The 18,563-nt window shown below is 72.2% G+C and carries 23 protein-coding genes; 16 read left to right on the top strand and 7 right to left on the bottom strand.

The features are described 5' to 3' along the window. Position 1 precedes the first annotated feature (1 nt). From I847_RS0113895 to I847_RS0113880, 4 genes are all read left to right on the top strand, one after another. Entirely contained in the window at positions 2 to 1,468 is a 1,467-nt protein-coding gene (locus I847_RS0113895) for a methyltransferase (RefSeq protein ID WP_081680940.1), read from the top strand. 107 nt (positions 1,469 to 1,575) lie between these two features. Next, positions 1,576 to 1,947, top strand: coding sequence for a VOC family protein (locus I847_RS0113890; protein WP_028050182.1), 372 nt, complete (start codon positions 1,576 to 1,578; stop codon positions 1,945 to 1,947). Positions 1,948 to 2,013: 66 nt separating this feature from the next. Next, positions 2,014 to 2,853 (top strand): pyrroline-5-carboxylate reductase, encoded by an 840-nt coding sequence (gene proC / locus I847_RS0113885; RefSeq protein WP_028050181.1) that lies wholly within the window; start codon positions 2,014 to 2,016, stop codon positions 2,851 to 2,853. Positions 2,854 to 2,924: 71 nt separating this feature from the next. Further along, positions 2,925 to 3,542, top strand: coding sequence for a TetR/AcrR family transcriptional regulator (locus tag I847_RS0113880; RefSeq protein ID WP_028050180.1), 618 nt, complete (start codon positions 2,925 to 2,927; stop codon positions 3,540 to 3,542). Here the strand turns inward: I847_RS0113880 and I847_RS0113875 are convergent. Then, a complete protein-coding gene (locus tag I847_RS0113875) occupies positions 3,526 to 3,906 on the bottom strand; it encodes a membrane protein (RefSeq protein WP_028050179.1) in 381 nt (126 codons plus the stop codon). The two genes, I847_RS0113880 and I847_RS0113875, sit on opposite strands and share 17 nt — an antisense overlap. Positions 3,907 to 3,968: 62 nt before the next feature. Here I847_RS0113875 and I847_RS25755 point away from each other — a divergent pair, with 62 nt between their 5' ends. Beyond that, positions 3,969 to 4,799 carry a maleylpyruvate isomerase family mycothiol-dependent enzyme gene (locus I847_RS25755; RefSeq protein WP_196804563.1) on the top strand — a complete coding sequence of 277 codons (831 nt, stop codon included), beginning with the start codon at positions 3,969 to 3,971 and terminating at the stop codon, positions 4,797 to 4,799. A gap of 36 nt (positions 4,800 to 4,835) precedes the next feature. Here the strand turns inward: I847_RS25755 and I847_RS0113865 are convergent, their stop codons facing one another. After that, positions 4,836 to 5,543 (bottom strand): TrkA family potassium uptake protein, encoded by a 708-nt coding sequence (locus tag I847_RS0113865; protein WP_028050177.1) that lies wholly within the window; start codon positions 5,541 to 5,543, stop codon positions 4,836 to 4,838. After that, positions 5,536 to 6,915 (bottom strand): TrkH family potassium uptake protein, encoded by a 1,380-nt coding sequence (locus tag I847_RS0113860; RefSeq protein WP_028050176.1) that lies wholly within the window; start codon positions 6,913 to 6,915, stop codon positions 5,536 to 5,538. Before I847_RS0113860 ends, I847_RS0113865 begins: the two co-directional genes overlap by 8 nt. A 115-nt stretch (positions 6,916 to 7,030) precedes the next feature. Here I847_RS0113860 and I847_RS0113855 point away from each other — a divergent pair, with 115 nt between their 5' ends. From I847_RS0113855 to I847_RS26245, 3 genes are all read left to right on the top strand, one after another. Then, the gene (locus I847_RS0113855) at positions 7,031 to 8,236 is read left to right on the top strand and encodes an acetoin utilization protein AcuC (protein WP_196804562.1); all 1,206 of its coding nucleotides are present in this window, start codon (positions 7,031 to 7,033) and stop codon (positions 8,234 to 8,236) included. A 144-nt stretch (positions 8,237 to 8,380) separates the two neighbouring features. Then, positions 8,381 to 8,605 carry a helix-turn-helix domain-containing protein gene (locus I847_RS0113850; protein WP_028050174.1) on the top strand — a complete coding sequence of 75 codons (225 nt, stop codon included), beginning with the start codon at positions 8,381 to 8,383 and terminating at the stop codon, positions 8,603 to 8,605. Between the two features lie 176 nt (positions 8,606 to 8,781). Continuing rightward, positions 8,782 to 8,880 carry a 30S ribosomal protein bS22 gene (locus I847_RS26245; protein WP_003792170.1) on the top strand — a complete coding sequence of 33 codons (99 nt, stop codon included), beginning with the start codon at positions 8,782 to 8,784 and terminating at the stop codon, positions 8,878 to 8,880. Positions 8,881 to 8,961: 81 nt separating this feature from the next. Here the strand turns inward: I847_RS26245 and I847_RS0113840 are convergent, their stop codons facing one another. Together I847_RS0113840 and I847_RS0113835 are read right to left on the bottom strand one after the other, a co-directional pair. Then, entirely contained in the window at positions 8,962 to 9,486 is a 525-nt protein-coding gene (locus tag I847_RS0113840) for a GNAT family N-acetyltransferase (protein WP_034610250.1), read from the bottom strand. After that, positions 9,483 to 10,334 carry an HAD-IB family hydrolase gene (locus I847_RS0113835; protein WP_081680933.1) on the bottom strand — a complete coding sequence of 284 codons (852 nt, stop codon included), beginning with the start codon at positions 10,332 to 10,334 and terminating at the stop codon, positions 9,483 to 9,485. Before I847_RS0113835 ends, I847_RS0113840 begins: the two co-directional genes overlap by 4 nt. A gap of 62 nt (positions 10,335 to 10,396) precedes the next feature. On the opposite strand from I847_RS0113835, the gene I847_RS0113830 reads away from it, so the two are divergent. After that, positions 10,397 to 10,681 (top strand): glutaredoxin family protein, encoded by a 285-nt coding sequence (locus I847_RS0113830; protein WP_028050171.1) that lies wholly within the window; start codon positions 10,397 to 10,399, stop codon positions 10,679 to 10,681. A 50-nt stretch (positions 10,682 to 10,731) separates the two neighbouring features. Continuing rightward, positions 10,732 to 11,424, top strand: a complete 693-nt coding sequence (locus I847_RS0113825; RefSeq protein ID WP_028050170.1) for a redox-sensing transcriptional repressor Rex — start codon at positions 10,732 to 10,734, stop codon at positions 11,422 to 11,424. 52 nt (positions 11,425 to 11,476) lie between these two features. Here the strand turns inward: I847_RS0113825 and I847_RS0113820 are convergent, their stop codons facing one another. Continuing rightward, the gene (locus I847_RS0113820) at positions 11,477 to 12,037 is read right to left on the bottom strand and encodes a YceI family protein (protein WP_028050169.1); all 561 of its coding nucleotides are present in this window, start codon (positions 12,035 to 12,037) and stop codon (positions 11,477 to 11,479) included. 90 nt (positions 12,038 to 12,127) lie between these two features. Here I847_RS0113820 and I847_RS0113815 point away from each other — a divergent pair, with 90 nt between their 5' ends. Genes I847_RS0113815 through ccsB form a run of 6 tightly spaced genes read left to right on the top strand, consistent with a single transcriptional unit; the run spans position 12,128 to position 17,473 of the window. Further along, positions 12,128 to 12,643, top strand: a complete 516-nt coding sequence (locus tag I847_RS0113815; RefSeq protein ID WP_028050168.1) for a MarR family winged helix-turn-helix transcriptional regulator — start codon at positions 12,128 to 12,130, stop codon at positions 12,641 to 12,643. 30 nt (positions 12,644 to 12,673) lie between these two features. Further along, a complete protein-coding gene (locus I847_RS0113810) occupies positions 12,674 to 13,381 on the top strand; it encodes a histidine phosphatase family protein (protein ID WP_028050167.1) in 708 nt (235 codons plus the stop codon). Between the two features lie 16 nt (positions 13,382 to 13,397). Next, entirely contained in the window at positions 13,398 to 13,997 is a 600-nt protein-coding gene (locus I847_RS0113805) for a TlpA family protein disulfide reductase (protein WP_369751738.1), read from the top strand. Continuing rightward, positions 13,994 to 14,809 carry a cytochrome c biogenesis CcdA family protein gene (locus I847_RS23740; protein ID WP_231384227.1) on the top strand — a complete coding sequence of 272 codons (816 nt, stop codon included), beginning with the start codon at positions 13,994 to 13,996 and terminating at the stop codon, positions 14,807 to 14,809. Before I847_RS0113805 ends, I847_RS23740 begins: the two co-directional genes overlap by 4 nt. 1 nt (position 14,810) lies before the next feature. Continuing rightward, positions 14,811 to 16,493 (top strand): cytochrome c biogenesis protein ResB, encoded by a 1,683-nt coding sequence (locus I847_RS23735; protein ID WP_034610246.1) that lies wholly within the window; start codon positions 14,811 to 14,813, stop codon positions 16,491 to 16,493. Continuing rightward, positions 16,490 to 17,473: a c-type cytochrome biogenesis protein CcsB gene (gene ccsB / locus I847_RS0113790; RefSeq protein WP_028050165.1), complete on the top strand. Its 984-nt coding sequence runs from the start codon at positions 16,490 to 16,492 to the stop codon at positions 17,471 to 17,473. The genes I847_RS23735 and ccsB overlap by 4 nt, the downstream gene beginning before the upstream one ends. A gap of 7 nt (positions 17,474 to 17,480) precedes the next feature. Here ccsB and I847_RS0113785 read toward each other — a convergent pair whose 3' ends face one another. After that, positions 17,481 to 18,515, bottom strand: coding sequence for a LacI family DNA-binding transcriptional regulator (locus I847_RS0113785; RefSeq protein ID WP_155856153.1), 1,035 nt, complete (start codon positions 18,513 to 18,515; stop codon positions 17,481 to 17,483). Positions 18,516 to 18,563: the final 48 nt, after the last annotated feature.

The following is an 18,563-nucleotide window of genomic DNA, read 5'->3' as shown; positions in this document are numbered from 1 at the left end:
CATGGCAGCGGGGTACGGCGTCGCCGGGGTCGAGGAGGTGCTCGGGACGGTCGCGGCGGACGCCCTGCACCGCGAGGAGCCCGTCCCGGCCCTGCGCGCGACCGAAGGATCCGGCGAACCCGTCGCCGTGCTCGTCCGGACGTTCCTGCTCGGCTCCGCCGTACCGGTCCGTCGGCTCGAGCGGGCCTTTCGCACGCTCGGTGTCGCCGGTGCGGTCGCGCTCGGTCTGGTGGAGCTCGACGGCGACGACGTCCGGGCACTCGTCGACCTTCGCCCGTACGCGGCCGTCGACGGGGGCGGCGAGGTCGACTGGTGGATCGCGTCCGACCTGGGCGAGCTGGCCACCGGGCGTGCGCTGCGCACCGACCACGTGCTGGGCGTCGGTGGGGCGTCGACCACGCTGGCGCAGGTGACGGTGCGCGACCCGCGAGCGCTGGTCCTCGACCTGGGCACGGGCTGCGGCATCCAGGCCCTGCACGCGTCGCGCCACTCCCGCCGGGTGATCGGAACCGACATCTCCCGTCGGGCGCTGGAGTTCGCGCGGTTCAACGCGCTGCTGGCCGCTGTCCCGCTCGAGCTGCGGGCCGGTTCGATGCTCGAGCCGGTCGCCGACGAGCACGTCGACCTGGTCGTGAGCAACCCGCCGTTCGTGATCACACCCCGCACGCCGGACATGCCCGCGTACGAGTACCGCGACGGCGGCCGTTCCGGTGACGCGATCGTGCGCGAGCTGGTCGAGGGCGTCGGTGCGGTGCTGGCCCCCGGCGGGGTCGCGCAGCTGCTGGGCAACTGGGAGGTCCGGCGTGGCGAGGACTGGCACGAGCGCGTCGGCAGCTGGCTCGACGCGTCCGGGTTGGACGGTTGGGTCGTCCAGCGCGAGCTGCAGGACCCCGCGCAGTACGCGGAGACGTGGATCCGCGACGGCGGCACGACGCCCGACCGGGACCGTGACGCGTGGGCCGCCCGGTACGGGTCGTGGCTGGACGACTTCGCCTCCCGGGACGTCGAGGGCATCGGGTTCGGGTTCCTGACCCTGCGCAAGCCGGTCGCGGGCGCGCCGACGCTGCGCCGGCTGGAGGAGGCGACCGGGTCCGTCCGCCAGCCCCTCGGCCCCGTGATCGCCGCCTCCCTGGCGGCGCACGACTGGCTGGAGTTCCACGACGACGAGGGCCTGCTGGCCGCGCACCTCGCCGTCGCGCCGGACGTGACCGAGGAGCGTTACCTGACGCCGGGCGACCCCGACCCGCAGGTCGTCCTCCTGCGTCAGGGCGGCGGCTTCGGCCGGGCGGTGCAGGCGGGCACAGCGCTCGCGGGCTTCGTCGGGGCCTGCGACGGTGACCTGTCGGTCGGCCAGATCGTCAACGCCCTGGGGGCGCTCCTGGACGTAGGTGCCGACGCGGTGGCCGCCGACGTCCTGCCGTCGGCACGCGGCCTGATTCGCGACGGGCTCCTGCTGCCCTCGTCGTAGACGCCCGGCCAGGACCTGGGCTCACAGGTGGGCAAGACGGCCGCTCCGTGCGCCGGTTCGACCGGTGCACCTTGCGTTCGGTGCCGAACCACGCGAACCATGGCGGCATGGCCAGCATCGAGCCCGACCTCGTCGTGCCGGACGTCCCCGCAGCCGCGCAGTTCTACGCCGAGGCGTTCGGCGCGACGGAGCAGCACCGCGTGCCGGACGGCGGCGTGATCCAGCTGGAGGTGCAGGGTGCGAGCTTCTGGCTGTCCGGCGAGGGATCCGACCGGCGCTCGCCGGCTGCCGTCGGTTCCCGGTCGGCGTGGCTGATCCTGGTCGTCGACGACCCCGACGCTCTGTGGGCGCGGGCGGTCGACGCCGGTGCGACGCCGGAGAACGAGATGACCGACGACTACGGCTGGCGGGTGGGCAGCGTCGTGGACCCGTGGGGCCAGCGTTGGGAGATCGGCAAGCGGCTGGGAGCCGAGGGCTGAGGTCACCCACGCCGACACGTCGGTAGGCTCTGCGCGTCGCGACCGCGGCACGGACGGAGGACGACGATGACGGAGCCGGTCACACAGCAGGGCACGCCGCAGGTGGCGGTGCTGGGCGGCGGTGTCATGGGGGAGACCCTGCTGAGCGCGCTGCTGACCGCCGGCTGGTCCACCGATCAGGTCGAGGTCACCGAGCGTGCGGTCGAGCGCGCGGGCGAGCTGGCCACGACCTACGGCGTGCGGACCGGGGCGTCCAACGCGCAGGCCGCCGCGCGCGCCGACGTCGTGCTCCTGGCGGTGAAGCCGAACGTCGTCGCGTCCGTGCTCGACGAGATCCGACCGGCACTGCGCGGCGGCGCGCTCGTGGTCAGCGTGGCGGCGGGTCTGCCGATCGCGAGCTATGAGAAGCGGCTCGCGCAGGGCACGCCCGTGGTGCGCGTCATGCCGAACACCCCGGCGGTCGTCGGCAAGGGCGCCAGCGCGATCGCGGCAGGGACGCACGCGAGCGTCGGGCACCTGGTGCTCGTCGAGAAGATGCTCGCCGCGACGGGTCTGGTGCTGCGGGTCGCGGAGTCGGACCTGGACGCGGTCACCGCGATCTCGGGGTCCGGTCCCGCGTACGCGTTCTACGTGATCGACGCCATGGCCGAGGCGGGGGTGCTGCTCGGTCTGAGCAGAGACGTCGCGACGAGGCTCGCCGTGGCCACCGTCGAGGGTTCCGCCGCCCTCGCCGCGCAGTCCGGAGACCATCCGGCGGTCCTGCGTGAGCGCGTCTCGTCGCCGGGCGGCACCACGGTCGCCGCCGTGCAGGTGCTCGATGCGCACGGCGTCCGAGCGGGCATCGTCGCGGCTGCCGAGGCGGCACGGAACCGCTCACGGGAGCTTGGTGCGCAGTACTCGTCGTGAAGCTGTGAAGCCTTTCGGGTGAAGCCCACCTCGCCGAGCCGCTCCTCGGGAAGCGGTCCTAGGCTCGAAGCATGACGACGTCCGAGGCGGGTCCCACCGAGTCCGCGCGGCCGCGCGGCCGGCGACCGTCCGGCGGCGACACCCGCGGCACCATCCTCGCCGCGGCGCGCGCGGAGTTCGCCGAGCGAGGGTACGACGGTGCGAGCATCCGGTCGGTCGCCCGTCGGGCGGACGTCGACCCTGCGCTCGTCCGGCACTACTTCTCGCACAAGTCGGAGCTGTTCGCCGCGGGCATGGTCCCGGCGCGGGCGGACCCCGCGGACCTCGTCGTCGGTGTGACCGCCGGTGGCCTCGAGGGCCTCGGCGCGCGGCTGCTGACCACGATCCTCGAGCTGTGGGAGGCGGACGGTGGTGCCGCGTTCCGGGTCGCCTTCGCGGGCCTCGGCTCCAGCGAGGTGCACGCCGAGGCGCTGCTCGGGTACGCCGGGCGCGAGGTGTACGCGGCGGTCGCGCAGCTGCTGCCCGCACCCGACCGGCAGCTGCGCATCTCGCTGGTCGTGTCGCACGTCGCCGGTGTCCTGCTCGCGCGCAACATCGCGTACATCGAGCCCATCGCGTCGCTCCCCGTCCCGCGCGTCGTCGAGCTCGTCGCGCCGACCCTGCAGCGCTACCTCACGGGGCCGGTGTAGCCCTGCGCGCGACGGACAGGGCCCACGCGACGAGCGGCACCTGCAACGGCAGCCGGGCCCACGCCACCGCGGCCCAGCGCCCGCGGGAGCGCACCGCCATCGTGACGTTCCCCGGAAAGACGCCGACGAGCAGCACCGCCGAGGCGTGCCCGCCGAGGCGGCGGGTCGCCGGAACGGCGAGCGCCGCGGCGCATCCGAGCTCGGCGATCCCGCTGCCCAGCACCCACGGCCCGGGGTCGCCGAGCGCGTGCGGGATCAGGCCGCGGTACACCCGCGGCCGGCTCAGGTGGATCACGCCGGACGCGCCGAGCAGGGCGGCGAGACTCAGGGCCGGGCCGTGACGGCGAAACGCGTCGGGAAGCACGCGCCACGGTAGGCCGGGTCCTCGGCGGGTGCATGTCGGTGGCCGTGACTACCGTGCGGTTCATGAGCCTGTTCCAGGAACGACGGGCGTTCGTGCCTGCCGACTACGCCGAGGTGATCGCCCGTGAGTCCGCCCGCGCGGCCGATGCGCTCGCGCTCGCCCCGCCGGCCGCCCGCGTGCCGTCCTGCGACGACTGGGACGCCGCCGACCTCGCCTACCACCTCGGTGAGGTCCAGGACTTCTGGGCGCAGCTGGTCCGGCAGGCGCCGACCGGTCCGGACGACCTCGAGGAGACGGAGCGGCGCTCGGACGACGAGCTGGTCCCGTTCCTGCGTACGCGGACCTCGGTACTGCTCGACGCCCTCGCGGCGCGCGCACCTGACGACCCGTGCTGGTCCTGGTCGCCGCGGGGCGGCACGGTGGCCTGGGTGTACCGGCGACAGGCCCACGAGGCGGTCGTGCACCGGGTCGACGCCGAGCAGGTCGCGGGCGTGCCGGTGACGGACCCGGGCGGCGAGCTCGCGGCCGACGGCGTCGACGAGATGCTCACGGTCATGGTCAGCGGTCTGCCGCCGTGGGCCGCGTTCGCGCCGGACGGTGCACGCGTCCGGATCGTCGCCACCGACGCGGGTCGTGAGTGGGTCATGGCGCTGGGCCGCTTCACCGGGACGTCGCCGACGACGGGGACCACCTACGACGAGGAGTGTGCGGAGGCGGTCGACGGCGCCCCGTGGGAGGGCGACGACGAGGACGTCGCGGCGACGATCAGCGGGAGCGCCTGGGGGCTCGACCTGTGGCTCTGGGGCCGGTCGACCGGTGCCGACCTGCGCCACCAGGGCGACCAGGACGTGCTCGCGCGGCTGCGCGCCGTGATCGTCGAGTCGACGCAGTAGGACCGTGCGGCGCGGACCCGGCGGCGCGGACCCGGCTCAGGGGCGCGCGGCGAAGCGCTCCAGCAGGTCGGCGTGGCCCGAGACGATGATCAGGTCGTTCGACGACAGCCGCGTCTCGGGCGTCGCGTAGACGAAGTCCTCGCCGGGGCTCTTCACCCCGACGACCGTCACGCCGTACCGCTGGCGGACCTTCGACTGCGCGAGCGTGAACCCCTGGGTCTCCTTGGGCGGGCGCATCTTGACGATGGTGAACCCGTCCTCGACCTCGATGTAGTCGAGCAGCTTGCCGGACACCAGGTGCGCCACGCGTGCGCCGACATCGGCCTCGGGCTGCACCACGTGGTGCGCGCCGATCCGCTGGAGGATGCGGGCGTGCTCGTTGCTGACGGCCTTGGCCCAGATCTGCGGCACGCCGATGTCGACCAGGTTGCCGGTGATCAGCACGGAGGCCTCGAGGTAGGACCCCACCCCGACGACGGCCACGGGGAACTCGCGGGCGCCGAGCTGCTCGAGGGCGTCGGGGTTGGCGGCATCCGCCTCGACGAGCGCGATCCGGCCCGCCCACTGCGCGACGAGCTCCGGGTTGCGCTCGACGGCGAGCACGTCCTGGCCGAGCCGGTCGAGGGTCGCGGCGATGGCCGACCCGAACCGGCCGAGCCCGATGACGAGCACGCCCGCATCCTTCTTCGGTGCGCGCGGAGCGTTCTGCGACCCCTTGGACTGGTCGCCGAATCTGTCAGCCAATGATCGGCCTCTCTTCCGGTAGCCGGATCACGCGACGGCGATTGCGGAGCGCGAGCGCGGCCGCAAGCGTCATCGTGCCAGTTCGGCCGATGAACATGAGAACGACGAGCACGTACTTGGCATTCTCGGGCAGGTGAGGGGTGATGCCGGTGGACAACCCGCACGTGGCGAACGCCGAGATCACCTCGAGCAGCACCTGGTCGAGACCGTACGTCGAGGTCATCGACAGCAGCAGGAGCGACGCGACGAGGACGAACGTGGCGGAGACCATGGTGACCGCGATGGCGACCTGCAGCGCGGCGCGCGGGATGCGTCGACCGTACGCCTCGACATCCCTGTCGCCGCGCCCCTCGGCAATGATCGCCAGCAGCATGACCGCCAGAGTCGTCACCTTGATGCCACCTGCTGTCGAGGCCGAGCCGCCACCGACGAACATGAGGGCGTCGGTGACGAGCCAGGTCGACTGGCGCATCTGTCCGACGTCCACCGTCGAGAAGCCGCCCGAGCGGGGCATGACCCCGGCGAAGAGCGACGAGAGCGCGGTGCCGCTGAAGTCGAGGGGTGCGAACGTCTCCGGGTTCGTCCACTCGAGCGCAGCGATCAGCACGGCCCCCACGACCACCAGGGCAAGGCTCGTCGTGATCGTCAGCTTGGAGTGCAGGCTCCAGCGGCGCGGTTCGCGCAGGTGACGGGTGACGTTGAGGATCACCGGGAAGCCGAGCGAGCCGATGAAGACGCCGACGATGATGGGCAGGAGGACCCACCAGTCCGACACGAACGGGTCGAGGCCGTAGGTGGTGGGCACGAAGCCGGCGTTGTTGAAGGCAGACACCGCGTAGAAGGTGGCGTGCCAGGCGGCCTCGCCGGCGGACTCGTTGTGCACGAGGAACCGGGGGAACAGGACGAGGGCGATGAACGCCTCGAGCGTGACCGACGTGATGACGACGGTCCGGATCAGCGAACCGACCTCGCCGAGCCGCGTCTCCTTGGTCTCCGAGGAGACGAGGAGTCGCTGCGTCAGGCCGATGCGCCGGGAGACCGCCATGCCGAGCAGCGACGCCAGGGTCATGACGCCCAGGCCGCCGATCTGGATGGCGACCAGGATCACGACCAGTCCGGCCGTCGACCAGTAGCTTCCCGTGGGCACGACGACGAGACCCGTGACGGTGCTGGCGGAGGTCGCGGTGAACAGTGCGTCCACGAGGTCCGGCCGGTGCCCGCTCGTGGTCGACCAGGGTGCGGACAGCAGAACGGTGACGATCCCGATGACGAGGGCGAACACGCCGAGCGCCAGCCGAGCCGGTGAGTGACGGGCCGAGCGGTCGACGAACTCGCGCAACCACACCGTCACGCCGGGGCCACCCCGCGCCATCGAACCTCCCGCTCAGCACCGAACGGGCTCACTCTGGCACGCACGCGCGGCCGGGACCGGACAGACACCTCGGCGTGAGATCGACACCGGACCGAGGGGATGCGACGGTGGGCGTATGACGCCGGCGGAGGAGCAGCCCCTGACGGGACCGGTCCGCGTCGTGTGGTCGCCCGACATGCTCGCGTACGACTTCGGGCAGGGACACCCGATGACGTCCGCGCGGCTGGACCTGACGATCCGGCTGGCGCAGGACCTCGGCCTGTTCGACGCCCCCGACGTCGTGATGGCCGACGCCGGCGTCGCGACCGACGACCTGCTGGCACGGGTGCACGACCGCGCCTACATCGCGGCCGTCCACCGGGCCGCGACGGACGGGGTCGTCGACCTCGAGCACGGCCTCGGCACCAGCGACGACCCGATCTTCCCGGACATGCACGAGGCCTCCGCGCGCATCGTGCAGGGGACGGTGGACTCGATGCTGGCCGTCTGGGAGGGCCGCGCAGCCCACGCGGTGAACGTCACGGGCGGCCTGCACCATGCGATGCCCGCAGCCGCGTCGGGCTTCTGCGTCTACAACGACGCGGCGGTCGGCATCCGGGCCCTCCTCGAGGCGGGCGCCCAGCGGGTGGCCTACGTCGACGTCGACGCCCACCACGGGGACGGGGTGCAGGCGGTCTTCTGGGACGAGCCCCGCGTGCTCACGGTGTCCGTGCACGAGACCGGTCACGCGCTGTTCCCTGGCACCGGTCACCCGCGGGAGACGGGCGGCGACGACGCGCCGGGGACCGCCGTGAACCTCGCCCTGCCCTCGGGCACGGGCGACGCCGGGTGGCTGCGCGCGATCGACGCGGTGGTCCCCGCGGTCGTGCGCGCGTTCGCGCCGGACGTGCTGGTCACCCAGCACGGGTGCGACACGCACGTGCTCGACCCGCTGACCCACCTGCGCATGAGCATCGACGGCCAGCGCGCGGCCGCGCAGCTGCTGCACCGACTCGCGCACGAGGCCGCCGGCGGTCGCTGGGTGGCCCTCGGTGGTGGCGGGTACGCGGTCGTCGACGTGGTGCCGCGCTCGTGGACCCACCTCATCGGCGTCGCGACCCACCAGCCCGTCGACCCGGCCACGGCGGTCCCCGAGACGTGGCGCGACCTCGTCCAGGAGCGCTTCGGCCGGCAGGGTCCCGACCGGATGACCGACGGTCGGGACGCCCGGTTCAGCCCGTGGACCTCCGGCTACGACCCGAGCGACGACGTCGACCGCGCCGTCCGCGCGACGCGGTCGGCGGCCTTCCCGCTGCTGGGGCTCGACCCGGACCTGGACTGAGCGCCCGCGCCACTGGGCCGCACGAGCGAGTCCCAGCCGTCACCCCTTTCACTTCAGTCCCACGCGCCACTACGCTGACCGGGCATCCTCCGGTGGATGTGCGGAGCCCGCACGTCGCTGGGGCGGAGAAGGAGACACGACCACATGAGCGAGCAGCCGGCGCGCACCCGGTACCTGACCGTGCTCGAGGTCGCCGAGGTCATGCGCGTCTCCAAGATGACCGTCTACCGCCTGCTGCACTCGGGCGAGCTGCCCGGTGTCCGCGTGGGACGGTCCTTCCGTGTCCCGCAGGACGCCCTCGACCACTACCTGGCCACGTCGCTGCCGGTCGAGACCTCGGCCGCCGACGAGGACCGCAAGAGCTCCTGAACCGGTCCTGTCCGGGACGGGCGTCGCGGAGGGCTCTGAAGATCGCGTAAGGTAGAGCCTCGGACTTTCTCCGTGCGTGGGCGACTCGGTTCCAACGGCATTGCGCGCGCATCGATCGACCACCAGCAGGCACGGCCCGTCCGCCGGGCCTCCACTCGGAAATGAAGTGAGGACCCATGGGTTCCGTCATCAAGAAGCGCCGCAAGCGGATGGCCAAGAAGAAGCACCGCAAGCTTCTTCGCAAGACGCGTCACCAGCGCCGCAACAAGAAGTGACCCCGCGCCGAGCCCGCTCGGCGTGAGGGAGCAGCACGACGGGCTCGGCAGACGCCGGGCCCGTTTTGTTGCGCCGGGGCGTCAGAGGGGGCGTTCGAGGACGTAGTCGTCCTCGACGCGGGTGCCCACGGTGAAGTGCTTGGTGCCGACGACGGCGAAGCCGGACCGTTCGTAGAACGCGCGGGCCCGAGCGTTCTGCTGGTTGACCCCGAGCCAGATCCCGGCGGCCCCCCGCGTGCGCGCAACGTCCAGGGACGACGCCATGAGCGCGTGCGCGAGGCCGGCGCCGTGGTGGTCCGGGTGGACGTAGCACTTCGACAGCTCGACGGTCGGTTCGAGGGTCAGGGCCGCGACCACCTCGGGGTCGGTGGGCGTCGAGAACACGAGCATCGTGTAGCCGATCAGCACGGGTCCGTCGTCGGCGACGAGCACGGCGCGATCCGGAGCGGCGAGGTAGGACGCGAACCGCTCGGGGGAGAGCACGGCGTCGACGAAGGCGCGCTGGTCCTCGGCGGTCGAGCCCGGCGGGCAGGCGAGCGGGAACGTCAGCGCGGCGAGGTCGGCGAGCGCCGGCACGTCGGAGGGGAGTGCGGGGCGAACGGTCATGCGTCGTGCGACCCGCGCCAGGACCGGACGACGGTCCGGGCCACCAGGCCGAACGCCCACGCGAGACCCGCGAGGCTGACCACGGTCGTGCCGCGGCGCGCGTTGCGGCGGCGGGTCCGGAACTCGCGGACGGGCCAGCCCACCTCGGCGGCGTGCCGACGCAGACGGCGGTCCGGGTTGATCGCGCAAGGGAAGCCGACCTCGGACAGGATCGGCACGTCGTTGGTCGAGTCGCCGTAGGCGTAGGACTGCGCCAGGTCGATCCCGTTGGCCTCCGCGATCGCGCGGACCGCCTGCGCCTTGGCGCGACCGTGCAGCATGTCACCGACCAGGCGGCCGGTGTAGTAGCCGTCCTTGTGCTCTGCGATGGTGCCGAGCGCGCCGGTCGCGCCCAGACGGCGAGCGATGATCTCGCCGATCTCGCGTGGCGTCGCCGTGACCAGCCAGACCGAGTGGCCGGCGGCGATGTGCTCGTCCAGCAGTCGCTGGGTGCCGGGGTAGATGCGCAGCAGCAGGACCTCGTCGTAGACGTCCTCGGCGATCGCGGTGACCTCGGCGACGGAGTGGCCGGTCATGATCTCCAGAGCACGCTGGCGGACCTCGTCGATCTGCTGCTTGTTCTCGCCGAACGTGAGGTAGCGGAGCTGGTGCAGGCCGAACCGGAACAGGTCCCGCTTGCGGAAGAAGCCGCGCAGGTACAGGCCCTTGGCCAGGTGGAACGAGCTGGCACCGCGGATGATCGTGTTGTCGACGTCGAAGAACGCGCCTGTGCGAGGTCCGTCCGGTCCTGCCCCGGGCGCCCGGGGGACCGGGTTCAGGGCGAGGGAACTCACGGCAGCCGGGCGCACGCTTCCACTGTAACGACGCAGACTGGCCGAGCGCGCAGGTCCTCGGTCGGTACCGTGAACACATGGCGAACAGGGTTCAGCAGCGAGTTCTGCTCTACGGCCGCGCAGGGTGCCACCTGTGCGACGACGCCCGCGAGGTGGTTCGCGCGGTGTGCGACGAGACCGGCGTGGACTGGGCCGAGGTCGACATCGATGCCGGCCCCTACGACGGGAGGGACCTCGCCGACGAGCTCGGCGAGCTGGTCCCGGTCGTGGAGGTGGACGGTGTCCAGCAGGGCTACTGGCGGATCGATCCCGCGCGTCTGAGAAGGGCTCTTACCCGGGGTGCGGTCCGCCCCCTACCCTGACGGTCAGGATCTGGCCCGGACGGGTCGACAATGCTGTCGCGGGGGTCGATGTGGACACGCAACGGACGGGACCTCGGGCAGCCCCGAGGGTCCGCACGAACGGGCCGGCCCGCGAGGTGCCGCCGTCCACCGTCGCGCGGCTGCCCGGGTACCTGCGGGCGCTGCAGGGGTTCGAGGGTGTCGTGACGACGTCGTCCGACGAGCTCGCCGACGCGGCCGGCGTCACCCCGGCGCAGCTGCGCAAGGACCTGTCGTTCCTCGGGTCGTACGGCAGGCGCGGGGTCGGGTACGACGTGGAGCACCTCTCGGAGCAGATCGGTGTGGTGCTCGGGCTCAAGACGCAGCGCCGCGTGGTCATCGTCGGCATCGGCAACCTGGGGCACGCGCTGGCGAGCTACTCGGTGTTCGCCGAGCGCGGCTTCGCGGTCGTCGGGCTGGTGGATACCGACCCGGCCGTCGTCGGCACGTCGGTGGCGGGCCTCGTCGTGCAGCCCTCCGAGGGCCTGGCCGACCTGGTCCGCACCACCGACGCGACCATCGGCATCATCGCGACCCCGGCGGCGAGCGCGCAGGCCGTGTGCGACGCGCTCGTCGGGGCGGGCGTCGTCGGCATCCTCACGTTCGCTCCCCGGGCGCTGCGGGTTCCCGAGAACGTGGACCTGCGGGCCGTGGACGTGGCCTCCGAGCTGCAGATCCTGGCGTTCCACGACCATCGCCGCGCCGGTACCGGGGACTCGGCATGACGAGAGCCGGTGCCTCGAAGGGCACCGGCTCTCGTCATGCGCAGGGTGGAGGTCAGCTCTTGATGGCCGACACGTCGAGCGCGATCGTGACCTTGTCGCCGACGAGGACGCCGCCGGCCTCGAGGGCCGCGTTCCAGGTCAGGCCGAAGTCCTTGCGGGAGATGACGACGCTGGCCTCGAAGCCCGCGCGCGTGTTGCCGAACGGGTCGACCGCCGTGCCGTTGAACTCGGTGTCGAGCTCGACGGAACGGGTCTCGCCGTGGATCGTCAGGTCGCCGACGATGACGTGCTTCTTGCCCTCCTCGCGCACGCCGGTGGAGACGAACGTCCACTGGCCGAACTTCTCGACGTCGAAGAAGTCGCCGCTCTTCAGGTGGCCGTCGCGGTTCGCGTCGCCGGTCGAGACCGTGGACGGGTCGAGCGTCACCGAGACGGAGGTGGCCTCGAGGTTCTCGCCGACCGTGATGGTGCCCTCGGTGACCGCGACGGTGCCGCGGACCTTCGAGATGCCGGCGTGCCGCACGGTGAAGGTCGCCTCGGTGTGCGAGGCGTCGATGGTCCAGGTGCCCGTGGTCAGGCCCGTGGGGAGTGCGGTCGTGGTCGTGGTGCTCATGGCATGTCCTCCGAGATGTTGAACGATCAACTAATCCGTTAGTTCAAAGTTGTACTACACTCGGAGTCCACCTGCAACCCGGAGGGCGTTGTGAGCACGAGCACAGAGGTCACGGCCGAGACCGTCGTCTGGCTGACGGACGAGCAGCAGCAGACCTGGCGCTCCTTCCGTCAGGGCGTCGCGCGGCTCCTGGCCGTCCTGGAGCACGAGCTCGACGCCAAGTCCGGGTTGTCCACGCACGAGTACGAGGTGCTGGTCCGCCTGTCCGAGGCCCCCGCCAGGACCCTGCGCATGGCGCAGCTCGCCGACAACGTCGCTCACTCGCGCAGCCGGCTGACGCACACGGTCCGCCGCATGGAGGAGTCGGGCCTCGTCGCTCGCGTGCCCTGCGAGTCCGACGCCCGTGGCGTGAACGCGACGATGACCGACAAGGGCTGGGAGACGCTGGTCGCGGCGGCGCCCGGACACGTGCAGTCGGTGCGCGACCACCTGGTCGACGTGCTCACCCCGGAGCAGTTCGCGGCGCTCGGAGATGCCATGGAGACGGTCCGTGTCCACCTCACGGGTGGCGCGTGTCACGTCGAGGCAGAGCCCGACGCGTGCTGAGCGCACAGGTCTGTTTGCGAGACTGACCCCATGGTCGCCACCACGATCCACCTGATGCGGCACGGCGAGGTGCACAACCCCGCGGGCGTGCTCTACGGCCGACTGCCGGGATACCACCTGTCCGAGCGCGGCGCCGCCATGGCTCAGACGGTCGCCGACCACCTGGGGGGCACGTCGTCGGGCGCTCCCGGTGGTGAGCGTCGGGTCCGTGACACGCAGGTGTCGGCCCCGCCGGCCCGCCGCGACGTCGTCGCCGTGATCGCGTCCCCGCTGCAGCGCGCGCAGGAGACCGCCACGCCCATCGCGGCCGCGTTCGGCCTCGAGATCGCCACCGAGCCGCGCATCATCGAGGCGGGCAACCACTTCGAGGGCCTCAAGTTCGGTGTCGGCGACGGGTCTCTGCGGCACCCCGAGCACTGGCCGTACCTGCGCAACCCGTTCCGCCCGTCCTGGGGCGAGCCGTACACCGAGCAGGTCGAGCGGATGCTCGCCGCCGTCGCGGACGCCCTGGTGCTCGCGCGGGGTCACGAGGCCGTGCTCGTCAGCCACCAGCTGCCGGTCTGGGTCACCCGCCTGGCCCTCGAGAACCGTCGCCTCTGGCACGACCCGCGCCGACGCCAGTGCTCCGTCGCGTCCCTGACCAGCCTGCGCTACGAGGGTGACACCCTGGTCGGCATCGGCTACAGCGAGCCGGCTGCGGCGCTGCTGCCCGGGACCAAGACCGTCGCGGGGGCCTGACGTGCGCGGACGGCTCGTGGCGGTGCTCACGACGGGCATGCTCGCGGCCGGAGCGTTGCTGCTCGCCGGCTGCGGCCAGCCGGCCAGCAGCAACGACGTCGCGCAGCAGGGTTACGTCTCCAACGACGGCAGCGCCCGCACCTGGGCGGTCGGCGACCGCTCGGGGCCGGTCGAGCTCGCGGGCACCGACTACGAGGGCACGGCGCAGGACGTGTCGGGCTGGCGCGGTGACGTCGTCGTCCTGAACACCTGGTACGCCAACTGCCCGCCGTGCCGCGCCGAGGCGCCGGACCTGGTGGCGGCCGCGAACGACTACGCCGACCAGGGTGTGCACCTCCTGGGCATCAACCACACGGACGACGCCGGCGACGCGCAGTCGTTCCAGACGAAGTTCGACGTGCCGTACCCGAGCATCGACGACGCCGACGGCTCGGCGACCGCGGCGCTCGAGGGCATCGTGCCGATCAACGCGGTGCCGACGACGATCGTGCTCGACCGCAGCGGCCGCGTGGCCGCGCGCCTGCTCGGCGTCGTGGACCCGTCGACGCTGCGTTCGACGCTCGACGAGCTGCTCGACGAGACGTCCACGACGCCGGCCCCGACACCGGCGTCGTGAGCATCGTCGCGAGCGCCGGTGATGCCTTCGGCCAGGCCATCATCTCCGGGTCGTTGCTGCTGGCCGTCCCGATTGCGCTGCTCGCCGGGCTGGTCTCGTTCGCGTCGCCCTGCGTCCTGCCGCTCGTGCCCGCCTACCTGGGCTACCTGGGCGGGATGACGGGCTCCGGGAGCGCTGTGCTCGTAGGGGGCACCAGGCCGATCGGCACGCTCGCGCCGAAGCCGCAACGCAGCCGCCTGATGCTCGGCGTGTCGCTCTTCGTCGCCGGGTTCACGGTCGTCTACCTGGCGTTCGGCGTCCTGGCGGGCTCGCTGGGCGGGGTGCTGCTGGAGTACCAGGACGTCCTCATGCGGGTCCTGGGTGTCGTCGTCATCGTCATGGGCCTCGCGTTCCTCGGGTTCGTGCCGTTCCTGCAGAACGAGCGCCGGATGCATCTCGCTCCGCGCGCCGGTCTGTGGGGTGCGCCGTTGCTCGGCATCACGTTCGGGCTCGGCTGGGCGCCCTGCATCGGCCCGACGCTCGCCGCGATCATCGCGCTGTCGCTCGACGGCGGGACCGCCGGCCGCGGAGGCATCCTGGCCGTCGCCTTCTGCCTGGGCCTCGGCCTGCCCTTCCTCATCGTGGCGTTCAGCGTCGAGCGCAGCGCCAAGGCCCTCGCGTTCCTGCGGCGGCACCGGCTCGCGATCATGCGGTTCGGCGGCGGGATGCTCATCGTCCTCGGTCTCGCGCTGGTCACCGGCGTCTGGGGCCAGTGGGCCGCCTGGATGCAGGGGCTCGTCCAGGGCGACGACCCGTTCGTGCCGGTGGTCTGACATGAGCCAGTACCGCCCCGAAGGCATCTCGGACGTCTTCACCGAGCCGGCGGACGGCCCGGAGGGCCCCAAGCCCGTCGTCCAGGGAATCGGCCCGACCGGCTGGCTGCGGTGGGCGTGGCGGCAGCTCACGAGCATGCGCGTCGCCCTCCTTCTGCTCATGCTGCTCGCGGTCGCCGCGGTGCCCGGCACGGTCTGGCCGCAGCGCGCCCAGCATCCTGAGCGGGTGGTCACGTACCTGACCGCGCACCCGACGCTCGGGCCCCTGCTGGACCGCATCGGCGCCTTCAACGTGTACTCGTCGGTCTGGTTCAGCGCGATCTACCTGCTGCTGTTCGTCTCGCTGGTCGGCTGCATCCTGCCCCGGACCAAGGTGCACCTGGCGGGTGTGCGGGGTCGGCCGCCGCGTGCGCCGCGACGGTTCGGCCGGTTCCCGGCACAGGGCGACGGTCTGTCCGACGAAACCCCCGAAGAGCTCGCGCAGACGGCGACGAGCGTGCTGCGGCGCGGCTGGCGTCTGCTGCCCTTCGTCCCCACGTACCGGGTCGAGGCGCGCGACGAGGGCGACGGCACGTGGTCGGTCGCGGGGGAGCGTGGCTACCTGCGCGAGACCGGCAACCTGGTGTTCCACCTGGCCCTCGTCGGGCTGCTCATCTCCGTGGCGACCGGCCAGGTGCTGCACTACCGCGGGCAGATGATCGTGGTGCAGGGCCGTGGGTTCGCCAACTCGCAGGGCTCCTACGACACGTTCGAGCGCGGCACCGCGTTCGCACCGACCAGCCTGGTCCCGTTCACGCTGAAGCTCGACGACTTCGAGTCCCGGTTCGACCCGGACACGCTCGCGTCGCGCGACTTCACCGCCCACGTGACGCTGACCGAGCCGGGCGGCGAGCCGGAGGCCAAGACGATCAAGGTCAACCACCCGCTCGACGCGGGCGGTGCCAAGGTCTACCTGCAGGGCAACGGCTACGCACCCGACCTGACGATCCGGGACGCCTCGGGGAAGGTGGTCGCCGGGGGCGTCACGCCGTTCCTCCCGCAGGACCAGGTCTACACGTCCAAGGGCGTGGTGAAGGTGGCGAACGTCGAGGACCGGGACAAGCAGATCGGGCTGATCGGGTTCCTGCTGCCGACGAAGAAGACGGTGCAGACCCCGCGCGGCCCGGCCTACGTCTCGCAGTTCCCCGAGCCGAACGACCCGGTCCTCGTGCTGAACGTCTGGGAGGGGAACCTCGGGCTCGACGCGGGCGTCCCGCAGAACGTCTACGAGCTCGACGAGGCTCGGATGACGCAGCTCGAGGATGCCGAGGGCGATCCGGTGGTCCTCGTCGTGAAGCCCGGTGAGACCGTCGAGCTGCCCGACGGCCTCGGGACCCTCACGTTCAACGGGCTCAAGCGGTTCGTCGCGCTCGACCTGCGCCACGACCCCGCGCTCGTCTACATCCTGGTGTTCGCGCTGATGGCGTTCGCCGGGCTCGCGACCTCCCTGTTCGCGCCGCGTCGACGGGTCTGGATGCGGTTCGTGCCGGGCCGCGACGACCACGCCGGCCGTACAGTGGTGACCGCTGCCGGACTGGCGCGCGGCGACGACGTCGGGCTGCAGCCCGAGCTGGACCGGGTGCTCGCTGCGACGCTCGCACCGTCACCTGGGCCCACACGAGAAGACCGAGAGGGCACGCCATGAACACCGGTGACCTGAGCACCCTGCTCATCTGGGGCGCCGCGACCGCGTTCACCGTCGCGCTCATCGCCTACGCCGTCGACCTCGCGCGGATCGCCGAAGGCTCCCAGCGCGTCAAGCAGCCCGCCCTCGTGTCCGCGGGCGCCGGTGGACAGGTCTCCGCGGCCGCCGGGTCCGCCGACCAGCGCGCACCGAGCCGTTCCGTCAAGGCCGAGGGGATCGCGCGCTCGACGCACTACGTCGGCATCGCGCTGCTGTTCGGCGGGATCGTGCTGCGCGGGTTCGCCGCCGGGCGCTGGCCCACCGCGAACATGTACGAGTTCACGCTCGTCGCGGTGTTCTGGGCCACGCTGATCCTCGCGATCGTGCAGCGGCGCCGCATCATCGCGTTCCTGTCGGTCGTCGTCATAGGCCTGGCCGTCGTCGCGCTGGTCGTGGCGCTCAACTGGTTCTACATCAAGGCCGACGCCGTCCAGCCGGCCCTGCAGAGCTACTGGCTCGTGCTGCACGTCGGCGTCGCCATCGCCGCCACCGGCATCTTCACCGTGGCGTTCGGCACGTCGGTCCTCCAGGTCCTCAAGAGCTACCGGGAGGAGGTCACGGTCGAGGACGGCAACGCCGCACGGCGCGCGCTCGGCGGCCGCCGGTTCAGCTGGCTCGAGCAGGTGCCGAGCGGCCGCGACCTGGAAGCGATGTCGTTCCGGCTCAACGCCGTCGCGTTCGTCCTGTGGACCTTCACGCTCATCGGCGGCGCCGTCTGGGCCGAGCACGCCTGGGGCCGCTACTGGGGCTGGGACCCCAAGGAGGTCGGCACGTTCGTCGCGTGGGTGGTCTACGCGGCGTACCTGCACGCGCGGACCACGCGAGGCTGGAGCGGGCGGCGGGCGTCGTACTTCGTCTTCGTCGGCTACGCCGTCGTGCTCATGAACTTCACGGTCGTGAACCTGGTGGTCACCGGGAAGCACTCGTACTCGGGCCTGTGAACCGTCCCTACGCCGTCTCCCGCACCACCAGGGTCGGGGTGAACATGACACCGCGTGAGGGCTGCTCGGGCTGTCGGATGCGGTCCAGGAGCAGTCGGGCCATCTCGCCGGCCATGTCCTCGACCGGCTGACGGATCGTGGTGAGCGCCGGGACAGCGTCGCTCGCGGTCGTGCTGTCGTCGAACCCGATGACCGCGACGTCCTCGGGCACCCGGCGACCGGCGTCGACCAGGACCCGGACGACGGCCTCCGCCACGAGGTCGTTCGCGGCGAAGACGGCGTCGGTGTCCGGGTGCTCCGCGACGATCGTGCGCCCTCCCGCCGTCCCGCTGCGGGCGGAGAAGTCGCCGTGCACGACCGTGACGTCGATGCCCAGCTGCCCGGCAGCCGTCCGGAACCCGTCGAGCCGCTCGCGGGCGGCCGCCACCTCCGGCTGACCGGCGAGGACGACGGCCCGGCGCCGGCCGAGTCGGCCCAGGTGCTCCGCAGCCAACCGGCCACCGATGGTCTGGTCGGCGTCGACCCAGCTCACCGGCAGCGCCGCGGTGGGCTGGTGGGAGAGGACGACGGGCACGTTCATGTCGAAGAGCGCGCGGGGCAGGCCGTGCTCGTCGCCGCCGGACAGGAACAGCACACCGTCGACGTGCCCCTGCCGCAGGTAGCTGAGGACGAAGTCGTGGGCCTCGCGGTCGGCGGGCACGACGACCAGGTGGACTCCGGTGGCGCGCAGGACCAGCTGGGCACCCGCGGTCACGCGTCCGAAGTAGGGGTCGGAGAAGATGCGCTGCAGGAACTCGGCGCCGGCCGACCCCGACGGGGGCTCCGAGATCACGAGCGCCACCGAGTTGGTCCGGCGGGTGACCAGGGACCGCGCGGCGAGGTTGGGCACATACCCCGTGGCGCGGACGGCGTCGTCGACCGCGCGACGCATCTTGGGGTCCACCGTCGCGACGCCGTTCAGCACACGGGACACGGTGGAGCGTGAGACCCCGGCCCGACGTGCCACCTCTTCGATGGTGGACGGCGCAGGCCTGCTGGTCATGGGTCCTTTCATAGCACTGCACAGCAGTGCGGCGGGACCAAGGCCCAT

Source organism: Cellulomonas sp. URHD0024, from assembly GCF_000426185.1.
Classification (GTDB): Bacteria; Actinomycetota; Actinomycetes; order Actinomycetales; family Cellulomonadaceae; genus Cellulomonas.
Note: the sequence above shows the minus strand (reverse complement) of the source record. Positions and strands in the feature narration are given on the sequence as shown.